This is a genomic window from Sandarakinorhabdus limnophila DSM 17366 (genome assembly GCF_000420765.1).
Lineage (GTDB): Bacteria > Pseudomonadota > Alphaproteobacteria > Sphingomonadales > Sphingomonadaceae > Sandarakinorhabdus > Sandarakinorhabdus limnophila.
The window spans coordinates 96652-114158 of sequence record NZ_ATVO01000008.1 but is presented as its reverse complement, the minus strand read 5'-3'; the positions used below and the strand labels follow the sequence as shown (position 1 = coordinate 114158).

General features: G+C 65.8%; 17 protein-coding genes and 1 pseudogene. 9 read left to right on the top strand and 9 right to left on the bottom strand.

Features of this window, described 5'->3' with window-relative positions:
- Positions 1–31: 31 nt before the first annotated feature.
- From G566_RS0111135 to G566_RS0111110, 7 genes and pseudogenes are all read left to right on the top strand, one after another.
- On the top strand, positions 32–775 hold the full coding sequence (locus G566_RS0111135) for a response regulator transcription factor (RefSeq protein ID WP_022680750.1): 744 nt from the start codon (positions 32–34) through the stop codon (positions 773–775).
- A 6-nt stretch (positions 776–781) separates the two neighbouring features.
- The gene (locus G566_RS0111130; protein ID WP_022680749.1) at positions 782–2335 is read left to right on the top strand and encodes an ATP-binding protein; all 1554 of its coding nucleotides are present in this window, start codon (positions 782–784) and stop codon (positions 2333–2335) included.
- A 3-nt stretch (positions 2336–2338) separates the two neighbouring features.
- Positions 2339–2551 (top strand): annotated as a pseudogene (locus G566_RS15945) (HPr kinase/phosphorylase); the annotation flags it as partial.
- A gap of 225 nt (positions 2552–2776) precedes the next feature.
- Positions 2777–3697 (top strand): RNase adapter RapZ, encoded by a 921-nt coding sequence (gene rapZ, locus G566_RS0111125; RefSeq protein ID WP_040605628.1) that lies wholly within the window; start codon positions 2777–2779, stop codon positions 3695–3697.
- Complete coding sequence (locus G566_RS0111120; RefSeq protein WP_022680747.1) at positions 3694–4095, top strand: PTS sugar transporter subunit IIA; 402 nt, start codon at positions 3694–3696, stop codon at positions 4093–4095. Before rapZ ends, G566_RS0111120 begins: the two co-directional genes overlap by 4 nt.
- Complete coding sequence (locus tag G566_RS0111115; protein ID WP_022680746.1) at positions 4092–4370, top strand: HPr family phosphocarrier protein; 279 nt, start codon at positions 4092–4094, stop codon at positions 4368–4370. The genes G566_RS0111120 and G566_RS0111115 overlap by 4 nt, the downstream gene beginning before the upstream one ends.
- A 31-nt stretch (positions 4371–4401) precedes the next feature.
- The gene (locus G566_RS0111110; protein ID WP_022680745.1) at positions 4402–5913 is read left to right on the top strand and encodes a M28 family peptidase; all 1512 of its coding nucleotides are present in this window, start codon (positions 4402–4404) and stop codon (positions 5911–5913) included.
- Positions 5914–5919: 6 nt separating this feature from the next.
- Here G566_RS0111110 and G566_RS0111105 read toward each other — a convergent pair whose 3' ends face one another.
- From G566_RS0111105 to argH, 5 genes are read right to left on the bottom strand one after another with little or no spacing between them, the layout of a single operon-like run.
- A complete protein-coding gene (locus G566_RS0111105; RefSeq protein ID WP_022680744.1) occupies positions 5920–8088 on the bottom strand; it encodes a penicillin acylase family protein in 2169 nt (722 codons plus the stop codon).
- Positions 8085–9362, bottom strand: coding sequence for an MFS transporter (locus G566_RS14245; protein WP_022680743.1), 1278 nt, complete (start codon positions 9360–9362; stop codon positions 8085–8087). The genes G566_RS0111105 and G566_RS14245 overlap by 4 nt, the downstream gene beginning before the upstream one ends.
- Positions 9353–10618, bottom strand: coding sequence for a diaminopimelate decarboxylase (gene lysA / locus G566_RS0111095; protein ID WP_022680742.1), 1266 nt, complete (start codon positions 10616–10618; stop codon positions 9353–9355). The genes G566_RS14245 and lysA overlap by 10 nt, the downstream gene beginning before the upstream one ends.
- Before the next feature lie 3 nt (positions 10619–10621).
- Complete coding sequence (locus tag G566_RS0111090; protein WP_022680741.1) at positions 10622–10867, bottom strand: hypothetical protein; 246 nt, start codon at positions 10865–10867, stop codon at positions 10622–10624.
- Positions 10864–12273 (bottom strand): argininosuccinate lyase, encoded by a 1410-nt coding sequence (argH, locus tag G566_RS0111085; protein ID WP_022680740.1) that lies wholly within the window; start codon positions 12271–12273, stop codon positions 10864–10866. The genes G566_RS0111090 and argH overlap by 4 nt, the downstream gene beginning before the upstream one ends.
- A 177-nt stretch (positions 12274–12450) precedes the next feature.
- Between argH and G566_RS0111080 the strand changes: the two genes are divergently transcribed.
- Positions 12451–13014, top strand: a complete 564-nt coding sequence (locus G566_RS0111080; protein ID WP_022680738.1) for a TlpA family protein disulfide reductase — start codon at positions 12451–12453, stop codon at positions 13012–13014.
- 191 nt (positions 13015–13205) lie between these two features.
- Here the strand turns inward: G566_RS0111080 and rho are convergent, their stop codons facing one another.
- On the bottom strand, positions 13206–14462 hold the full coding sequence (gene rho / locus G566_RS0111075) for a transcription termination factor Rho (RefSeq protein WP_022680737.1): 1257 nt from the start codon (positions 14460–14462) through the stop codon (positions 13206–13208).
- 138 nt (positions 14463–14600) lie between these two features.
- On the bottom strand, positions 14601–14921 hold the full coding sequence (locus G566_RS0111070) for an alkylphosphonate utilization protein (RefSeq protein WP_022680736.1): 321 nt from the start codon (positions 14919–14921) through the stop codon (positions 14601–14603).
- Between the two features lie 81 nt (positions 14922–15002).
- On the opposite strand from G566_RS0111070, the gene G566_RS0111065 reads away from it, so the two are divergent.
- On the top strand, positions 15003–15380 hold the full coding sequence (locus tag G566_RS0111065; RefSeq protein ID WP_022680735.1) for a histidine triad nucleotide-binding protein: 378 nt from the start codon (positions 15003–15005) through the stop codon (positions 15378–15380).
- Here G566_RS0111065 and G566_RS0111060 read toward each other — a convergent pair.
- Together G566_RS0111060 and G566_RS14880 are read right to left on the bottom strand one after the other, a co-directional pair.
- Positions 15377–16756, bottom strand: a complete 1380-nt coding sequence (locus tag G566_RS0111060; protein ID WP_022680734.1) for a protein adenylyltransferase SelO family protein — start codon at positions 16754–16756, stop codon at positions 15377–15379. The two genes, G566_RS0111065 and G566_RS0111060, sit on opposite strands and share 4 nt — an antisense overlap.
- Before the next feature lie 29 nt (positions 16757–16785).
- Positions 16786–17493, bottom strand: a complete 708-nt coding sequence (locus tag G566_RS14880) for a TetR/AcrR family transcriptional regulator (RefSeq protein ID WP_022680733.1) — start codon at positions 17491–17493, stop codon at positions 16786–16788.
- Positions 17494–17507: the final 14 nt, after the last annotated feature.

Below are 17507 nucleotides of genomic sequence, written 5' to 3'. Positions count from 1 at the left end.
CCGGCCGGCCAAGGTTCCAAAAGGCCAGTCGATGGATATCGAAAACCCGCCATCCCCCACCATTGCCCTGGTTGATGATGATCGCAACATCCTCACCTCGGTTTCGATTGCGCTGCAGGCCGAAGGCTTTGCGGTGCGGCTCTATTCCGATGGGGACAGCGCGTTGAAGGCGCTGATCGAGAACCCGCCCGATCTGGTGGTGCTGGATATCAAGATGCCGCGGATGGACGGGATGGAAGTGCTGCGCCGCCTGCGCGAAAAAGTGCAGGTGCCGGTGATCTTCCTCACCAGCAAGGACACCGAGATCGACGAGGCTTTGGGCCTGGCCATGGGCGCCGACGATTATATCGGCAAGCCGTTCAGCCAGCGCCTGCTGATCGAGCGGATCCGCGCCGTGCTGCGCCGCACCGCCAACCGCCGCGTGGCTCCCGATGCGGAAAGCGTAGCGCCGGCCGTCGATCCGATCGTGCGTGGTCGGCTGACCATGGATCCAGCCCGCCACCGCGTGTTCTGGGATGCAGGCGAAGGCCGGCGCGGGGATGTCGCGCTCACGGTTACCGAGTTCATGATCCTGGAAACGCTGGCCGCCCGCCCCGGCTTCGTGAAGTCCCGCGATCAGCTGATGGACGCGGCGTACAGCCACGATGTCTATGTGGATGATCGCACCATCGACAGCCACATCAAGCGCCTGCGCAAGAAATTCCGCGCGGTTGATCACCAGTTCAAGGCGATCGAGACGCTGTACGGCGTCGGCTACCGCTTCAACGAGGAGTAGGCCCAGGTGAAGGCCGAAGAGGCCGTGCAGGAATGGCGCCGCGGCCTTGGTTTTGGCTCGCTGCGCGCCCGCATCTTTGCCGTGAACCTGCTCGCCGTGATCGTGCTGGCGATCATGCTGCTCTATCTCGATACGGTGCGATCGCGCCTGCTCGATGAGCGAACCGCCAGCCTGGCCAATGAAGCCATCACCGTCTCGCGGCTGGTAACCGATCTTCCGCCAACGGCGCGGCCCGGCAGCATCCTGCGGCTTGGCATGGAACGCGGCACCCGCGTGCGGCTGTATGCGGGCAGCGGCGAGCGGCTTGCCGACAATTGGCTGAATCCGAAGACCCCGCGTTTCGTGATCGAAGACCCGGCCGCCTATGGCTGGCGGCGTTCATCGGCCAAGGCCATCGATCGGGCGCTGGATGCGGTGCTGGGGTTTCGCACCCTGTCACCATATGTGGAACCGGCGGTAGACACGGCCAGTCTGTGGCCGGAACTGGCGCGCAGCAGCAGCGCCGCCCAGCCGATTACCGATCTGCGCCGCGCCAATGATGGCAGCCTGATCGTCACGGCTGCGGCACCGGTGCCGGGGGTGGGCCATGTGCTGCTCACCGATTCGGCGGACGATCTGGCCAGCATCCTGCGCCGCGAGCGCCTCACCTCGGCCTGGCTGCTGCTCAGCGTCATGGCGCTCACGCTGGGCCTGTCGCTCTATCTGGCGCGCACCATCGTGCGGCCCTTGCGCATGTTGGCGATTGCTGCGCACCGGGTGCGGCTGGGGCGTAGCCGTGAAGTGGTGGTGCCGCGCCTGCCCGACCGCAGTGACGAGATTGGCGCCCTTGCCCGCGCCATTTCCGATATGTCCACCGCATTGCGGCGCCAGATTGACGCGACCGAGGCCTTTGCCGCCGATGTGGCGCACGAACTCAAGAACCCGCTGGCCTCCCTGCGCTCTGCCGTGGAAGTGCTGGACCGCGTGGAGAAGCCCGAACTGCGCGCCCAGTTGCTGGCGGTGATCCGCGACGATGTTGGCCGCATCGATCGGCTGATCACCGATATCGCCGATGCCAGCCGGCTGGATGCGGAACTGTCGCGCACCGGCTTTCAGCCCATCGACGTCGCCGCGCTCGCCGATGGCCTGGTGGCGGCCTATGGTATTGCGGCCACCGCCTCCAACCGGTCGCGCACGGTCAGTGTCGAGCGCGCCGGCCTGGCCGGGCCGGTGCTGATCGAAGGGGACGCCAACCGCTTGGCGCAGGTGCTGCGCAACCTGATCGACAACGCCATCAGCTTTTCCCCCGATGGCGGCCGGGTGACGCTGGCGCTGGCCAGCCGCGGCGATCAGGTCGAGCTGGCGGTGAGCGATCAGGGCCCCGGCGTGCCGGCCGCCAACCGCCGCGACATTTTCCGCCGTTTCTATTCCGAACGCCCGGAAGGCGAGGATTTTGGCCGCCATTCCGGCCTGGGCCTGTCCATCGCCGGCGCCATTGTGGTCGCGCACGGCGGCCAGATCATCGTGGAGGATGCGCCCGGCGGCGGCGCGGCCTTCCGTGTGCTGCTGCCGGCGGCCTGAGCCGTGGAGACGATCCACGCCACTGCCGTTGCCCTCGATGGCCGGGCGGTGCTGTTGCTCGGGCCGTCGGGTGCCGGCAAATCCGATCTGGCGCTGCGGCTGGTGGCGGCCGGCTGGCGGCTGGTGGCGGATGATCGGGTGGTCGTCACACCGGAGGGTGGGCGCATCATTGCCAGCGCGCCGCCGCGCCTGGCTGGCCTGCTGGAAGTGCGCGGGGTGGGCATCGTGCCCGAACCGACCGCGCCGGCCCCGGTTGCACTGGCGCTTGATCTGGCGGCCACAGCTGATCGCCTGCCCGATCCCGATCTTTTGGTACTCGCCGGGCAGACAGTGCCGCGGCTTGCGTTTGATCCGTTCGGGGAATCTGCGCCGCAGCGTGCCGAACGGGCTCTGGAAGTCCATGGCTTGGCAATGCACGGCCTTCCCGGCACAGAAGGCGCGATGAATCCGCCGATTTTGATCATCTCCGGCCTGTCCGGTGCCGGAAAATCGACCGTGCTGCGCGCGCTCGAAGATGCCGGTCATGAAGTGGTGGACAATCTGCCGCTGTCCCTGTTCGACGCGCTGATCGCTGGCGCCACCAGCCGCCCGCTGGCGCTCGGCATCGACAGCCGCACCCGCGCCTTCGATGCCGCCGCCTTGGGCCAGCGCGTCGCTGCCCTGCGTGATTCGGGCCGCGATGCCCGGCTCATCACGTTGGAATGCAGCGATGATGTGCTGATCCGGCGCTTTTCCGAAACCCGCCGCCGCCACCCGCTGGCACTGGACCGACCGGCCATCGATGGCATCCGCGCCGAACGCGAATTGCTCAGCCCTTTGCAACGCTGGGCTGATCTGGTCATCGACACCACCGAATTGTCGGTCACCGATCTGCGGATGCGCATCGCCGAACGCTTTGGCGGTGGCTTCTCGCCTGGCCTCACCGTTACCGTGCTCAGCTTCGGTTTTTCCGCCGGCCTGCCGCGCGATGCGGATCTGGTGTTCGACATGCGGTTCCTGAGCAATCCGCATTGGGACATCACGTTGCGCCCGCTGACCGGCGAGGATGAACGCGTTGCGGCGCATGTTGCGGCCGATCCGCTTTATGCTCCTACGCTCGACAAGATCGACGATCTGGTGACCAGCCTGCTCCCCGGCTATGCCCGCGAGGGCAAGGCCTATCTGACCATCGCCATCGGCTGCACCGGCGGCCGCCATCGCAGCGTGGCCGTGGCCCGCGCACTGGCCGCGCGGCTGCAAGCGGCTGGCCAGAATGTGGCCTTGGTGCATCGCGATGTCGCTAAACAGGCGGGCGATGCGGCCGTGGTCGCAGGCGACCCATTGACAGAATCGGCAAAAAGGCGTGACGGCGGCGGGCAATGATTGGACTGGTGTTGGTAACGCATGGGCGTCTCGCGGCCGAGTTTGTCGCGGCGATGGAGCATGTCGTCGGCGCACAGGACCGTGTCGAACCGATTTGCATTGCCGCCGATGACGACATGGAGCTGCGCCGCGCCGATATCGCGGCCGCCGTCGCCCGCTGCAACGCCGGCCAGGGTGTCATCATCCTCACCGACATGTTTGGCGGCACGCCGTCCAATCTCGCCATCTCGCTGCTCGGGCCGCAGGTGGAAGTGATCGCCGGCGTGAACCTGCCGATGCTGATCAAGCTGGCCAGCGTCCGCAAGACCGGCACGGTGGAAGCCGCCGTGCAGGCCGCGCAGGATGCTGGGCGCAAATATATCGCGGTGGCCAGCCGCATGCTGGGCGAGGCCGCTTGAGCGAGACGGCCGGTCCTGTCGAGGTCCCGATCACCAACCGGCGCGGGCTGCATGCGCGCGCCAGTGCCAAGTTTGTGACGGTGGCCTCCAGCTTCGATGCCGAAGTGACGGTTTCGCATGATGGCTCATCGGTCACCGGCACCTCGATCATGGGCCTGATGATGCTTGCGGCCGCCATGGGCGAAAGCATCACCATCAGCGCCACCGGCCCGGAAGCCGAAGCCGCTGTGTCCAAGCTGGCCGGGCTGGTGCTCGACAAGTTCGGCGAGGATTGACCGACTACACGTTCGGGTCTCTTCTGCCCCAATGCGCCACATCCTCCTCGCCGCCGCCGTCCTTGCCGCCCCGGCGCTCGCCAAACCTGATGCCGACACCAAGGCATGGCTGGCCCGCACCGCCGAACTCAGCAGCGATGCGATGGAAGGCCGCGATGCCGGCAGCCCGGGACATGCCCGCGCCATCACCCTGGTGGAAGGCTGGTTCAAGGCCGCGAAACTGCAACCGGCGGGGGATAACGGCACATTCCGCCAGACCGTGCCGCTGCACGAAGTGGCGGTGACGGCGGCCGATATGCGCGTGGTGGCACCAGATGGCAGCGCCGCTCCACTGAAGTTCCTGCACGACATCACGCCGCGCCCGGCCACCGATCTGCCGGCCAGCCTGTCGGCCCCGATGCGTTTCGCCGGCTATTGCAGCAAGGCGGAAGCCGGCCCCGAACTGAAGGGCAAGATCGCCGTGTGCTACGGCAGCCGCCGCGCTGGCCGCGCCCAAGGCGCCGAACGGCTGGCGGCGGTGACGGCGGCGGGCGCGGTGGCGCTGCTCACCATCGATGATGTCGGTTTCACGGTGGAACCGCCGCGCTGGCCCGATGCCTATGCCCGCGCCGTGGCGCATGAAGGCACGGCGCTACCAGGCGATGCCCCCGCCGGCCTGCCGCAATTCCGGCTGAACGGCGCAGCGCTGGAACGGCTGATGGCCGGCACCGGCCGACTGGCCGCCACGCTGCTGACCGAAGCGACCTATCACCGCGATCTGGAGGCTTTTGATCTTCCCGGCCGCTTCGAGGCAAAGCTGACCACGGCGCAGCGCCGCTTCACCAGCCAGCAGGTACTCGGCCTCCTGCCCGGCACCGACAAGAGCAAGGCCGGCCAGGTGATGCTGCTTGGCGCCCATATCGATGGCTATGGCTTTGGCGAACCGGTGAACGGCGATGGGCTGTATAATGGCACGCTGGACGACGCCGGCTATGTGGCGCTGATCAGCCAGTTGGCGGCACGACGCAAGGGCAAGGGCTTTGCCCGGCCAGTGTTGTTCGCCGCGTGGACGGCGGAGGAAAAGGGCCTGCTCGGCGCGCGCTGGTGGCTGCAGCACCCAACGGTGCCCAAGGAGCAGCTGGTGGGCGTGATCAACCTCGATCAGTTGCGCCCACTGTTCCCGCTGAAGGCGCTCACCCTGCACGGGCTGGACCAGAACACGCTGGCCGATACGGCGAAATCCGTCGCGCAAAGCCTGAAGATCGAGATCCGCCCCGATCGCGAGCCGGAACGCAACTTGATCCGCCGGGTCGACTCATGGCCGTTCATGGAAGCCGGCATCCCGGCGGTGAACTTCGTCTTCGCCTATAACCCGCGCACCGAGGAAGAGCGCATCTACCGTGACTGGTACCAGCGCCGTTACCACCGCCCGCAGGATGATATTTCGACGCCGATGGACCTCGACGCGGCGCGGGATTTCAATCGGTTTTTCTCCACGCTGGTGGAGACGGCGGCGAATGCGACGGCTAAGCCGGTGATGAAGGCAAAGCCCACCCAGCCGTAAGCAGTCTCACTCCCCCGGCCGGTACATCTTCTCCACATGCCCCTGCAGCTGCGCATCGGTGAAATAGACCTTGCGAAAATCATGCGTCCGATACCGCTCCGCCTGGTCGCGGAAGTGCGGGCTGGCCGGGTTGCTGGAGAGGCCGCCGGCGTGGACGGCGCGGGCTTCCGGGCCATCCTTGCCGAAGCGGACGACGGCGACGAAGCTGTTGCCGTAATCGCCATACCAGCGCTTGGTGCCCTCACGCTGGCGGGCGCCGAAGCTGGCGAGGCTGCCCCAGTTGCCGCTGGCAAAACCGATCGGGGTTGAGGGCAGCTTGTCGTCATAGGACTGGTTGATGTTGGCGGTCAGGCGCTGGAATCGGTTGATATGGCCCCACGGCACATCCCAGCCGCCGAAATCGCCGGCCAGTTTGCCAACGGCGGCATCGAGTGCGGCCAGGCGTTCGGCATCGGGCACCTTGGCGCTGGCCAGATAGGGAACGATGGCTTCCTCATCCAGCTTGGCGACCGGGCCGAAGCGTTTGACCATGTCATCACCCCAAAGCATCGCCAGAGACGTGGGGATCGAGGTTTCACTGGCGCGATAATCCCAGGCCTTCAGCGCGGCGACGGGCGCTGCCAGCCGCACCTTTTGCGGCCCATCCGCCAGCGCGTCCCACGCCTTCACCAGCGGCGGGATGGTATCGGCAAAGCCCTGCAGGAACGGATCATAGGCGGTGGTGAGCAGGGCGGAGAGATCAAACTTCCGGTCGCCGCTCAACAGGCGCAGCGCGTTGGGGCCGCGCGGGTTTTCGCCGGCGGCGTCCATGTACTTGGCGAACGCGGCCTGCTTCGGGCTGTCCGGGCCCGCAGCAGTCCACGGCCAGTTGTTGACGTTGAAGGCAAAGCCGCTGCCCGGGTTCATCACGCTGGGCAGTTGATCAAGGCTGTGTTCGCCCTGCCAATCGGTGGCGGGATCGCTGCCGTCCACTGGCTTGCGCCAATCGAACTTGGCATCACGGATCGGCACGAACTGCGGGTGGAGATAGGCGATCTCGCCCTTGCTGCTGGCAAACAGCGTGGCGTTGGACGAATTGGCGCGGCGTGTCGCGACCTTCAGATAACTGGCCAGATCGGTCGTCTTGGTGCGCAGGAAGCTCTGCTCCAGCGCGGCAACCGGCCGGTGCATCAGGGCGACCGCGATCCACTTGCCGTTTTCAGCGCGGATCACCGGGCCGTGGTGAGAGCGCCACGTGGTGAAGCTGCGGCTCTTCATGCTGCCATCGGCTGCGCGGTAGGGCACAGTGATGCTCTTCTCGGCCAGCGGGCGCCAATTGGTGCCGTGTAGATAATGATATTTGCCGCCCTTCTTCTCCACGGTCAGCGCGAACTCATCGATATTGTCGACGCCCGACGACGTGTGCATCCAGCCGGTGTTCCGGTTGAAGCCCTGATAGACGAAGAACTGCCCCCAAGTGCTGGCGCCATAGGCATCAAGGCCCTGGCCGCTTTCGACCTTGGCTTCGCTGCGGAAGTAGAAGCTGGTGTGCGGGTTGATGAGCAGCAGGGCGTCGCCCGACGTGCTGCGGCTTGGCGCCAGCGCCATGCCGTTGGAGCCGGCGGGTTCGAGCAGTTCGCTGCCCAACTCTACCGCCGTGAGTTTCACGGCCTGACCGGTGTAGAAGGACTCCAGCTTGCCGAGGTTGATGCTCTCGATATCGCCGCCGATGCTGCCTTCGGAGAAGCTGAGCGCCATCCACGGTTCGAAGCGGGTGATGACGCGGGGTTTCACCGCCGAGTGGCTGGCGAGATACGCGTTCAGCGCGTCGGCCCAGGCGGTGCACAGCGATTTCAGCCAGGCGGGGCTGGCGACATATTGCGCCTTCAGTTCCGCCGGATCGATGAACAGCTTCATGCGCAGATCGCGCCAGATGGCGCTTTCGCCTTCGGTTTCGGCGAGACGGCCTTGCGCGTTGATGAAGTTGGTTTCGACGCGGTTGAAGTCGTCTTCGGCCTGGGCGTAGATCATGCCGAACACGGCGTCGGCGTCGGTCTTGCCCTTGATGTGCGGGATGCCGAAATCATCGCGGGTGATGGTGACGGCGGCCTTGTGCTTGTCCCAACGGTCAGTCTCTGGGGAGGCCAGGGCCGAGGTGGAGATGAGGGCGGCGAGGAGGGTGAGGCGCAGGATCATGCGCCAACGCTAGAACCCGCTCCCTCCTTCGGCAAGAGCGCCAACCCTATCACAGAGACCAGCGCGGCGCCGGCCAGATACCAGCCGACCGCGCCGATGCCATAGCGCGCCGAGAGCGCCGCGCCGATGACGGGCGTAAGGCCGCCGCCGATGATGCCGCCCAGATTGAAGGCGACCGACGCGCCAGTGTAGCGCACGCGCGCCGGAAACAGACCGGGCAGGAAGGCCCCCAATGGCCCGTAGACAAAGCCCATCACGAACAGGCCCAGCGACAGGAAGGCGAACACGCCGCCAGTGCCGGCCTGCATGAGCGGGCCCATGGTGGCGCCGAGCACAACGCTGGACAGGCTGCCCAGCATCAGCACGCGCTGCGGGCTGGTGCGGTCAGAAAGCCAGCCGGCAATGAGAATGCCGGCGGCGAGAAACAATATGGCGCCCAGTTGCAGTTGCAGGAAGGCTTCGCGGCTGTAGCCCAAAGCGGTGGTGCCATAGCCGAGCGCGAAAGCGGTCGCGATGTAAAAGATGGCAAAGCAGGTGACGGCGGTCGCGATGCCGCAAAGCGTGGCGCGGCCATGATCGCGTACCAATTCGGCCAGCGGCACCGCCGGCGGCTTTTCATGCTTGACCATGGCGGCGAAGGCCGGGGTTTCGAGGATGGTGAGCCGCACCCACAGGCCGATGCCGACCAGCAGGATCGAGCCGGCAAACGGCAGGCGCCAGCCCCAGTTGAGGAATTCGCCATCGTCGAGCCACAGCCCGAGCGCCAGGAACAGGCCATTGGCGGCGATGAAACCGACCGGTGCACCCAATTGCGGGAACATGCCATAACGGCCGCGCCAGCCGGGCGGGGCGTTCTCCACCGCCAGCAGCGCCGCGCCGCCCCATTCGCCGCCCAGGCCAAAGCCCTGGCCGAAGCGGAGCAGGCACAGGATTGCCGGCGCGGCGACGCCGATGGCGGCATAGGTGGGCAGGAAGGTGATGGCGAAGGTGGAGCCGCCCATCAGCAGCAGCGAAGCGACGAGCGTGGATTTGCGGCCCAGCCGGTCGCCATAATGGCCGAACACCAGCGCACCGATTGGTCGGGCGACGAAGGCGACGGCGAAGCTGGCGAAGCTGAGCAGCAATTGCAGATCGGCATTGTCGGACGGGAAGAACAGAGGCCCGAACACCAACGCCGCGGCGGTGGCGTAGATGTAGAAATCATAGAATTCCACCGCCGTGCCGACGAGGCTGGCGGTGAGGATGCGGCTGGCGGAGGGTGGCTTTAAAGCCACGGTGCCTTCGCATCCAGCGCCAGCATCGCGGCGGGCTGGTTGCGCTGGGAAACGATAGCCCAGTCATCGCCCTTCACCATCACTTCGGGCACCAGCGGCCGGGAATTGTAGGTGCTGGCCATGGTGGCGCCATAGGCACCGGCGGTCATGAAGGCGACGAGATCGCCAGACTGCACATCTTCGATCTCGCGGTCCTCGGCGAAGGTATCGCCGGTCTCGCAGATCGGGCCCACAACTGTTGCGACGGTGCGCGCATCCTTGGGCCGCACCGCAAGAATATCGTGCCACGCGCCATAAAGCGACGGGCGCAGCAGATCGTTCATCGCGGCATCGACCACCACGAAATGCTTGGAGGCGCCGTCCTTGGTCAGGATCACTTCGCTCACCAGCACGCCGGCATTGCCCACGATCATGCGGCCGGGTTCGAACATCAGCTGCCACGGCCAACCGGCGGTGGCGCGGGCAACCATGGCGGCATAGTCGGCCGGGCTGGGCGGCGCCGGCTGGTCACGGCGATAAGGCACGCCCAAGCCGCCGCCGACATCAACGCGCTTGATCTTGTGGCCCAGCGCTTCCAGCTCGCGCGCCAGATCGCCCAGCTTGCGAATGGCGTCTTCCACCGGGCCTAGATCGGTCAACTGGCTGCCAATGTGCGCGGCGAGGCCCACGGGGCGCAGATTGGGATGGGCGGCGGCCTGCGCGAAGGCGGCGGGCAGGCGTTCCCATGGGATGCCGAACTTGGCGTCAGCACCGCCGGTGCTGATCTTGCCATGCGTTTTTGGATCGACCGCCGGATTGATGCGGATAGCGATCTCGACGGTCGCGCCTTTGGCGGCAGCGACTTGCGCCAGCATGTCGATCTCGGCTTCGGATTCGACGTTGAACTGCAGGATGCCGGCTTCGACACCCGCGGCCAGTTCGGCGCGGGTCTTGCCGACGCCGGAGAACACGATGCGTTCTGCCAGCACGCCGGCAGCAAGCGCGCGCGCCATCTCGCCGCCCGACACCACGTCGGCCCCGGCACCCAGTCGCGCCAGCGTCGCCAGAACGGCAAGGTTGGGATTGGCTTTTACCGCAAAGGCCACCAGCGGCGTGCCGTTGCCGAGACCGGCGACAGCGTCGCGGAACACGGTGAAATGCCGCTCCATGGTGGCGCTGCTGTAGCAATAGAAGGGCGTGCCAACCGCTGCGGCCAGCATTTCAAGGTTGATGCCCTCGGCGTGCATCACGCCGCCCTTGAACTGGAAATGGTCCATTCGTCAGTTCCTGGGGGGCGGCAGGTTGAACGGATCGTTGCCGCGTTCGGGAAGCGGGCCCTGGTTGTCGTCCACCCGCGTCGGCACGGCCTGCGGATCGAGCTTCAGCATTTCCTGCGGGGTGGCGGCGCGGGTCTGCGTTTCACTGCGCACCGGTGCGGGGCGGCCGGCCTTCGGCTCCAGCGCGCCCTGCTTGCCGCAGGATGCGAGCAGCAGCAGCAGCGCGGCCAAGGCAATCGCCCGCGTCACAGTGCCTTCCGAGCCGCCGTAATGGCAGCGCGCACATTGGCGGGGGCGGTGCCGCCAAAGCTGGTGCGGCTGGCAACGCTGGCTTCGACGGAGAGCACGTCGCGCACAGCCTTGGTGATGCGCTTGTCGATGGCGCTCAATTCCGCGTCGGTCAGGCCATTGAGATCAGTACCCTTGGCTTCGGCGGCCTTCACGCATTTGCCGGTGATCTCGTGGGCCTCGCGGAACGGAACACCGCCGGCGCGCACCAGCCAATCGGCCAGATCGGTGGCGGTGGAGAAGCCACTGTTGGCCGCTGCGCGCATCTTCGCCTTGTTGAAGGTGATGGTCTGCACCATGCCCATCATGCTGGCGAGGCACAGGCCCAGATCGTCATGCGCGGCAAACACCGTCACCTTGTCGTCCTGCATGTCCTTGGAATAGGCCAGCGGCAGACCCTTCATCACCACACTCAGGCGCGTGAACGCCGCCAGGAACTGGCCGGCCTTGGCGCGCACCAGTTCGGCGGCATCCGGGTTGCGCTTTTGCGGCATGATGCTGCTGCCGGTGGACCAGGCATCGGGCAGGGTGATGAAGCCGAACGGCTGGCTGGCCCAGATGATCATTTCCTCGGCCAGACGCGACAAATGGAGCCCGGTCATGTGGGTGGCGCTGAGATACTCCAGCGCGAAATCGCGATCCGACACGCTGTCGAGGCTGTTGCGCGTCGGCCCGCCGGCAAAGCCCAGCGCCTTGGCGGTCATCTGGCGGTCGATGGGGAAACTGGTGCCGGCCAGCGCGGCGGCGCCCAGCGGGCATTCGTCCATGCGCTTCATCGCATCGGCAAAGCGGCTGCGATCGCGGTTCAGCATCTCGACATAGGCCATCAGATGGTGGCCTAGCGTCACCGGCTGCGCCACCTGCAGGTGGGTGAAGCCCGGCATGATCGTATCGGCATGTTCCTCGGCGCGGGCCAGCAGCGCGGTGATCAGGCCCTTCAACGCCAGATCGGCTTCGGCACAGGCAGCCTTCACCCACAGGCGGAAATCCACCGCCACCTGATCGTTGCGGCTGCGCGCGGTGTGCAGCCGGCCAGCAGCCGGGCCAATGATCTCTTTCAGGCGGGTTTCGACATGGAGGTGGATATCCTCCAGCGCCAGATTCTCGACCAGCTTGCCGGCCTCATATTCGGCGGCGATCTGCTGGAGGCCCTTGTCGATGGCGGCGACATCTTCGGCCGAAACGATGCCCTGCTTGCCCAGCATGGCGACATGCGCGCGGCTGCCCTGGATGTCCTGGCGCCACAGCCGTTTGTCGACGCCGATGGAGGCGTTGATTTCTTGCATGATCGCCGAAGGGCCGGCGCCGAAGCGGCCGCCCCACAGGCTGTTTGCGGTGCCGGCTGGCGTTGTCGGGTCGCTGCTCATGGTGGTGGCCGATAGTGGATTGCTGCCGCCCCCGCAACCAGCCGCGACCGCGCCGCCCAGTGCTGCCAACTTGATCGCGTCACGCCGTGAAACCGTCATCGTCTTGTCCCCTTTGCGGGGCTTGGTGCCACAGTGGGTTGGCAGTCGCCACTGCGCTGTTTATCGGGGCGACAACGAATGAAGGACTTTGACATGCGCAAGACCCTGCTGCTGCTTACCACGCTGGCGCTGGCCGGCTGCAACCAGGCCGCCCCCACGGCGCCCGAAAAGCCCGCTGCCACCGCTGCAAAGCCGGGCGAAGCGCCGATCAACACCATCGATCGCAGCCACGCCGGCGAACCCGGCCCGGCGGCGGTGACGTGGGAAATGAAGGGTGGGACGAAGCAGAAGCTGGCTGACCACAAGGGCATGAAGATGCTGGTCAATCTGTGGGCGACGTGGTGCGCGCCGTGCATCGCCGAGATGCCGGCGCTCGACAAGCTGGCCGGCGAAGTGCCGGTGATGGTGCTGCCGATTTCCGAAGACATGGAAGGCTGGCAGGCGGTCGACAAATTCTGGGGCAAGGACAAGTTCAAGAATATCGAATCTGGCCTGGACCAGCCGGGCAGCTATGCCGAGGCGATCAAGGCCAAGGGGCTGCCGGTGACGATCCTGTATGATGAAGAGGGCAAGGAGATCTGGCGGGTATCGGGGACGCTGGATTGGGGATCGGCTGAGGTGCGGAAGGCCATCACTGGCTGATTGTGTGCTGGCTGGCGCGGCCGGCGGCGGAGCCGCCGAGTCCGCTTGGGGTGCCGAAGTAAGTGGAAGGAAGTGCGTGGCGGAGCCACGCCGTCAGACGAATCAAAAAGGGCGGCCTGTTGGGGCCGCCCTTTTCGTTCGCTGGCCGAAGTTCGGCGAGTCTGGAAATAGCGCCGCTATTTCCAGCCGCCTCACTTGTTCATCGCATTGAAGAAATCCGCGTTCGTCACCGAATCCTTCATCTTGTCCATCAGGAACTCGATCGCATCGGTCGAGCCCATCTGCATCAGGATGCGGCGCAGCACCCACATCTTGGACAGCGTCTCCTTGTCCACCAGCAGCTCTTCCTTGCGGGTGCCGCTCTTGCCGATGTCGATGGCCGGGAAGACGCGCTTGTCGGCGATCTTGCGGTCAAGGACGATTTCGGCGTTGCCGGTGCCCTTGAACTCTTCGAAGATCACTTCATCCATGCGGCTGCCGGTATCGATCAGCGCGGTGGAGATGATGGTGAGGCTGCCGCCTTCCTCGATGTTGCGCGCGGCGCCGAAAAATCGCTTGGGGCGCTGCAGGGCGTTGGCGTCGACACCGCCGGTCAGCACCTTGCCGGACGACGGCACCACCGTGTTGTAGGCGCGGCCCAGGCGGGTGATGTTGTCGAGCAGGATGACCACGTCGCGCTTGTGTTCCACCAGGCGCTTGGCCTTCTCGATCGCCATTTCGGCGACCTGCACGTGGCGGGTGGCGGGCTCGTCGAAGGTGGAGGAGATCACCTCGCCCTTCACCGTGCGCTGCATGTCGGTGACTTCTTCGGGGCGCTCGTCGATCAGCAGCACCATCAGGAAACATTCCGGATGGTTGGCGCTGATCGCCTTCGCGATGTTCTGCATCATGATCGTCTTGCCGACGCGCGGCGGGGCGACGATCAGGCAGCGCTGGCCCTTGCCGAGCGGCGCGACGATGTCGATCACCCGGCCGGTCTTGTCCTTCGACGTCGGATCGCCGAGTTCGAGGTTCAACTTCTCATCGGGATACAGCGGGGTGAGATTGTCGAAATTCACCCGGTGGCGCACGGCCTCGGGATCGTCGAAATTGATCGCCGTCACCTTGTTGAGGCCGAAATAGCGTTCGCCGTTCTTGGGCGAGCTGATCTCGCCTTCCACCGTGTCACCGGTGCGCAGGCCATAGCGGCGCACGATCTGCGGGTTGACATAGATGTCGTCGGGCCCGGCGAGATAGCTGGCATCGGCCGAGCGCATGAAGCCGAAACCATCGGGCATCACCTCGATGGTGCCAGCGCCTATCACTTCGGTGCCGGCTTCGGCGGCGGCCTTCAGGATGCCGAAAATGATGTCCTGCTTGCGCAGGGTGGAGGCGTTCTCGACGCCCATTTCCTCAGCCATGGCCACCAGTTCGGCGGGCGGAGTTTTCTTGAGTTCTTGGAGGTGCATGTCAGTCTTTCGGCTTCGCGGCGACGAGCGCGTGGCTCAGATACGCGGCGATGATGTGGTGAAGCCTGCCGCACGCCAGGACGGGTGCGAGCGAGAGGTGAATAAGCCCGCAGCTGCGCGGACGCAAGAAATCTCTGATCAGCGCTTCTTGACGAACTCGGCGCGCAGCACGAGGCCCTTGATGCCGTCGAACTTGCAGTCGATCTCCTGTGGGTCGCCGGTGAGGCGGATCGACTTGATCAGCGTGCCGCGACGCAGCGTCTGGCCGGCGCCCTTCACGTCGAGATCCTTGATCAAGGTCACCTGGTCGCCATCGGCGAGCAGATTGCCGACGGAATCGCGCACTTCCACCACGTCGGGATCGGCCGCCGGCGCCCGCGCCCGCAGTTCGGCGGCGGGCAGCCATTCGCCGCTGACCTCGTCATAGACATAATCTTCGTCGCTGGAATCGGCAGACATGGTGTTGATCCTTGCAGGCAGGTCTTGCCGGTTGCGGCAGTGGTGATACGAACAGGCGGAAATCGCGTGGGAGCCTTTAACATGCCGGTCGAAGCCTTGGGCAGTTATGACGAAAATAACATCTTCGCCCGCATCCTGCGCGGCGAGATCCCGTGCAAGCGCGTGCACGAAACCCCGCACGCGCTGGCCTTTCACGACATCAACCCGCAGGCGCCCATCCATGTGCTGGTGATCCCCAAGGGGCCGTATCGCAGCTGGGCGGATTTTTCGGCCACCGCGAGCGAGGCGGAAATCGCCGGGTTCGTGCGCGCGGTGGGGGAAGTGGCCAAGCTGCTGGGGCTGGAAGAGCCGGGCTATCGTCTGCTCGCCAACGCCGGGGTGAATGCCCACCAGGAAGTGCCGCATCTGCATGTGCACATCTTCGGCGGCAAGGCGCTGGGACCGATGCTGGCGCGCTAACTCTGCGCGTGCGCCTCGCCCATGCGCCTGATCGCGGCGATCTTGGTGTGGAGCGGTGCCCAGTCGTCACGCTCGGCGATGGGTGCCCACAGGGCTTCCACCTCGTCGATCAGCATGGTGCAGGGGGCTTCGTCTGACCAGTAAGTGTGTGACGGCGCGCCGGCCGCGAAATCGGGGATGAGCGCCAGGAAATCCGTGAAGCCGTCGTGGCTGTAGTGCGGGTCGGCCACGGATGCCCCGCGCCGCACGCCGCCGCGCCAATCGAAGAAGAAGCGATCCGGGTCCATCTGGGTTGTGACCAGTGCCTTCTGGATGGCTTCCACTAGCACTTCGTCCTCACTCGGCCCCAGCCGCTTGACCCCCAGCCGGCCCAGCACCGCGTCCGACAGCGCCGCGCGATAGCGTAGGGGATAGGTTTCAAGCGGGCCTTTCAGCTCGTCGGTCTCGGCGATCAGCCGCAACGCGCTGCCCAGCTGATACAGGTTCCACTGCAGGGCTTCGGCCTGGCGGCCAAAGGCATAAAGGCCGGAATGGTCGAAATAGGCGGCGGTGAAGCCGGCATCCCAGGCCGGGGCAAAGCGCCAGGGGCCGTAATCGAAGCTTTCGCCCGTGATGTTGATATTGTCAGTGTTGAGAACGCCATGGACAAAGCCGGCGGCCATGAACTGCGCCGCCATGCGCGCCGCGCCTTTCACCGCATGATCGATCAGCGCTGCGACCGGCGTGGGGCCGGTGGCGTCCGGGGCGAGGTGGGTGAGGCCGTAATCGACCAGTTTTGTCAGCCCCTCGCGGTTCTGGTGGAAGGCCTGGCGCTGGAAGCTGCCATAGCGCACGTGGCTGTGATTGAGGCGGACCAAGACGGCGGCGCGGGTGGGCGATGGTTCGTCGCTGCGGATCAGCTTTTCGCCGGTTTCGATGACGCTGAACGTGCGGCTGGTGGCGACGCCCAGCGCCTCCAGCATTTCGGTGGCAAGGATTTCGCGCACTGCGCCTTTCAGGGTCAGGCGGCCATCGCCCATCCGGCTCCATGGCGTGGTACCGCTGCCCTTGGTGCCAAGGTCCATCAACCGGCCTTGATCATCGCGGCACTGCGCGAACAGGAAGCCGCGGCCGTCGCCAAGATCGGGGTTATAGGTGCGGAACTGGTGGCCGTGATAGCGCAGCGCCAGCGGCCCGGTCAGGCTGCCGGGCAGGGGGGCGAAGCGGCCGAAATGCTGCAGCCACTGCTCGTCACTCAGCCCGGCCAGCCCCACCTGTTCGGCGGCGCGGTCGTTGCGGAACCGCAGGATGGTCTGGGGAAACGGGGCGGCTTCGACCGGATCGAAAAACTCTGCGCCCAGTTCGAGGATGGTGGTTTCAGGGGTGAATTCGGCCATGGCGCAAATCTATGGCCGCAGCCGGCACCTCAATCCAGTGGATATCCGCTGGCGGCGCGGATGTAGCGCACGGTCTCGCGCTCGACGCGGTCCGCCTCTTCCGGGGAAGCAGCGCACAGCCAGCGATCAATGGCATCGCCAACGACATGGTGGGTGAAGCTGGCGGCGATCTCGATGTCCACACCGGTCACGCCGCGCTTGCCCAGGGCCGCCTGCATGTGGCGCTTGATCCAGTCGGTCGTCACCGCCTTGGCGGCATGATAGAAGGGTTCGGCATCGGGGTTGGAGGCCATCGCTGCCTTTGGCCCGCAATCGGCGCATTCGGCTTCCGCGCCTTCCCAGATCATGTTGTCGCGCACGAAACGCAACACGCGCGGGACGGTGATGCCAGGTTCCAGATCTTCGAGTGTGTAGCCCTCTTCCATGGCGGCGATCATCGCTTCGCCATGGCGTCGGCCCAATTCCTGGAGCAACGCCTTTTTGGAGCCGAAATGATAGAAGATCGAGCCTTCCGAAACGTCGGCTTCGCGGGCAATGTCGGCGGTGCCGGTGGCGGCAAAGCCCTGGCGGGAAAACAGCATGTGGGCCGCAGCCAGCACCCGTGCCTTGGTTTCGGTCGGGTCATACCGGCGGGCCCGCATGTCGGCCACGCCTGATGCGGCACGCGGGGAAGCGCGGCCACCGGTGCGGGCCGTGCTGGCATTGGAACCACGAGAATCGAGCGCGCGCGTTGCCACTTTAGCTGTTCTTC

Bases quoted from the DNA above. Each gene is read 5' to 3' on its own strand.
- rapZ (WP_040605628.1), top strand. From the start codon at position 2,777: ATGAATCCGCCGATTTTGATCATCTCCGGCCTGTCCGGTGCCGGAAAA.
- G566_RS0111110 (WP_022680745.1), top strand. From the start codon at position 4,402: ATGCGCCACATCCTCCTCGCCGCCGCCGTCCTTGCCGCCCCGGCGCTC.
- rho (WP_022680737.1), bottom strand. From the start codon at position 14,462: ATGCACCTCCAAGAACTCAAGAAAACTCCGCCCGCCGAACTGGTGGCC.
- G566_RS0111120 (WP_022680747.1), top strand. From the start codon at position 3,694: ATGATTGGACTGGTGTTGGTAACGCATGGGCGTCTCGCGGCCGAGTTT.
- G566_RS0111065 (WP_022680735.1), top strand. From the start codon at position 15,003: ATGCCGGTCGAAGCCTTGGGCAGTTATGACGAAAATAACATCTTCGCC.
- G566_RS0111070 (WP_022680736.1), bottom strand. From the start codon at position 14,921: ATGTCTGCCGATTCCAGCGACGAAGATTATGTCTATGACGAGGTCAGC.
- G566_RS0111060 (WP_022680734.1), bottom strand. From the start codon at position 16,756: ATGGCCGAATTCACCCCTGAAACCACCATCCTCGAACTGGGCGCAGAG.
- lysA (WP_022680742.1), bottom strand. From the start codon at position 10,618: ATGGACCATTTCCAGTTCAAGGGCGGCGTGATGCACGCCGAGGGCATC.
- G566_RS0111080 (WP_022680738.1), top strand. From the start codon at position 12,451: ATGAAGGACTTTGACATGCGCAAGACCCTGCTGCTGCTTACCACGCTG.
- G566_RS0111135 (WP_022680750.1), top strand. From the start codon at position 32: ATGGATATCGAAAACCCGCCATCCCCCACCATTGCCCTGGTTGATGAT.
- G566_RS0111105 (WP_022680744.1), bottom strand. From the start codon at position 8,088: ATGATCCTGCGCCTCACCCTCCTCGCCGCCCTCATCTCCACCTCGGCC.
- argH (WP_022680740.1), bottom strand. From the start codon at position 12,273: ATGAGCAGCGACCCGACAACGCCAGCCGGCACCGCAAACAGCCTGTGG.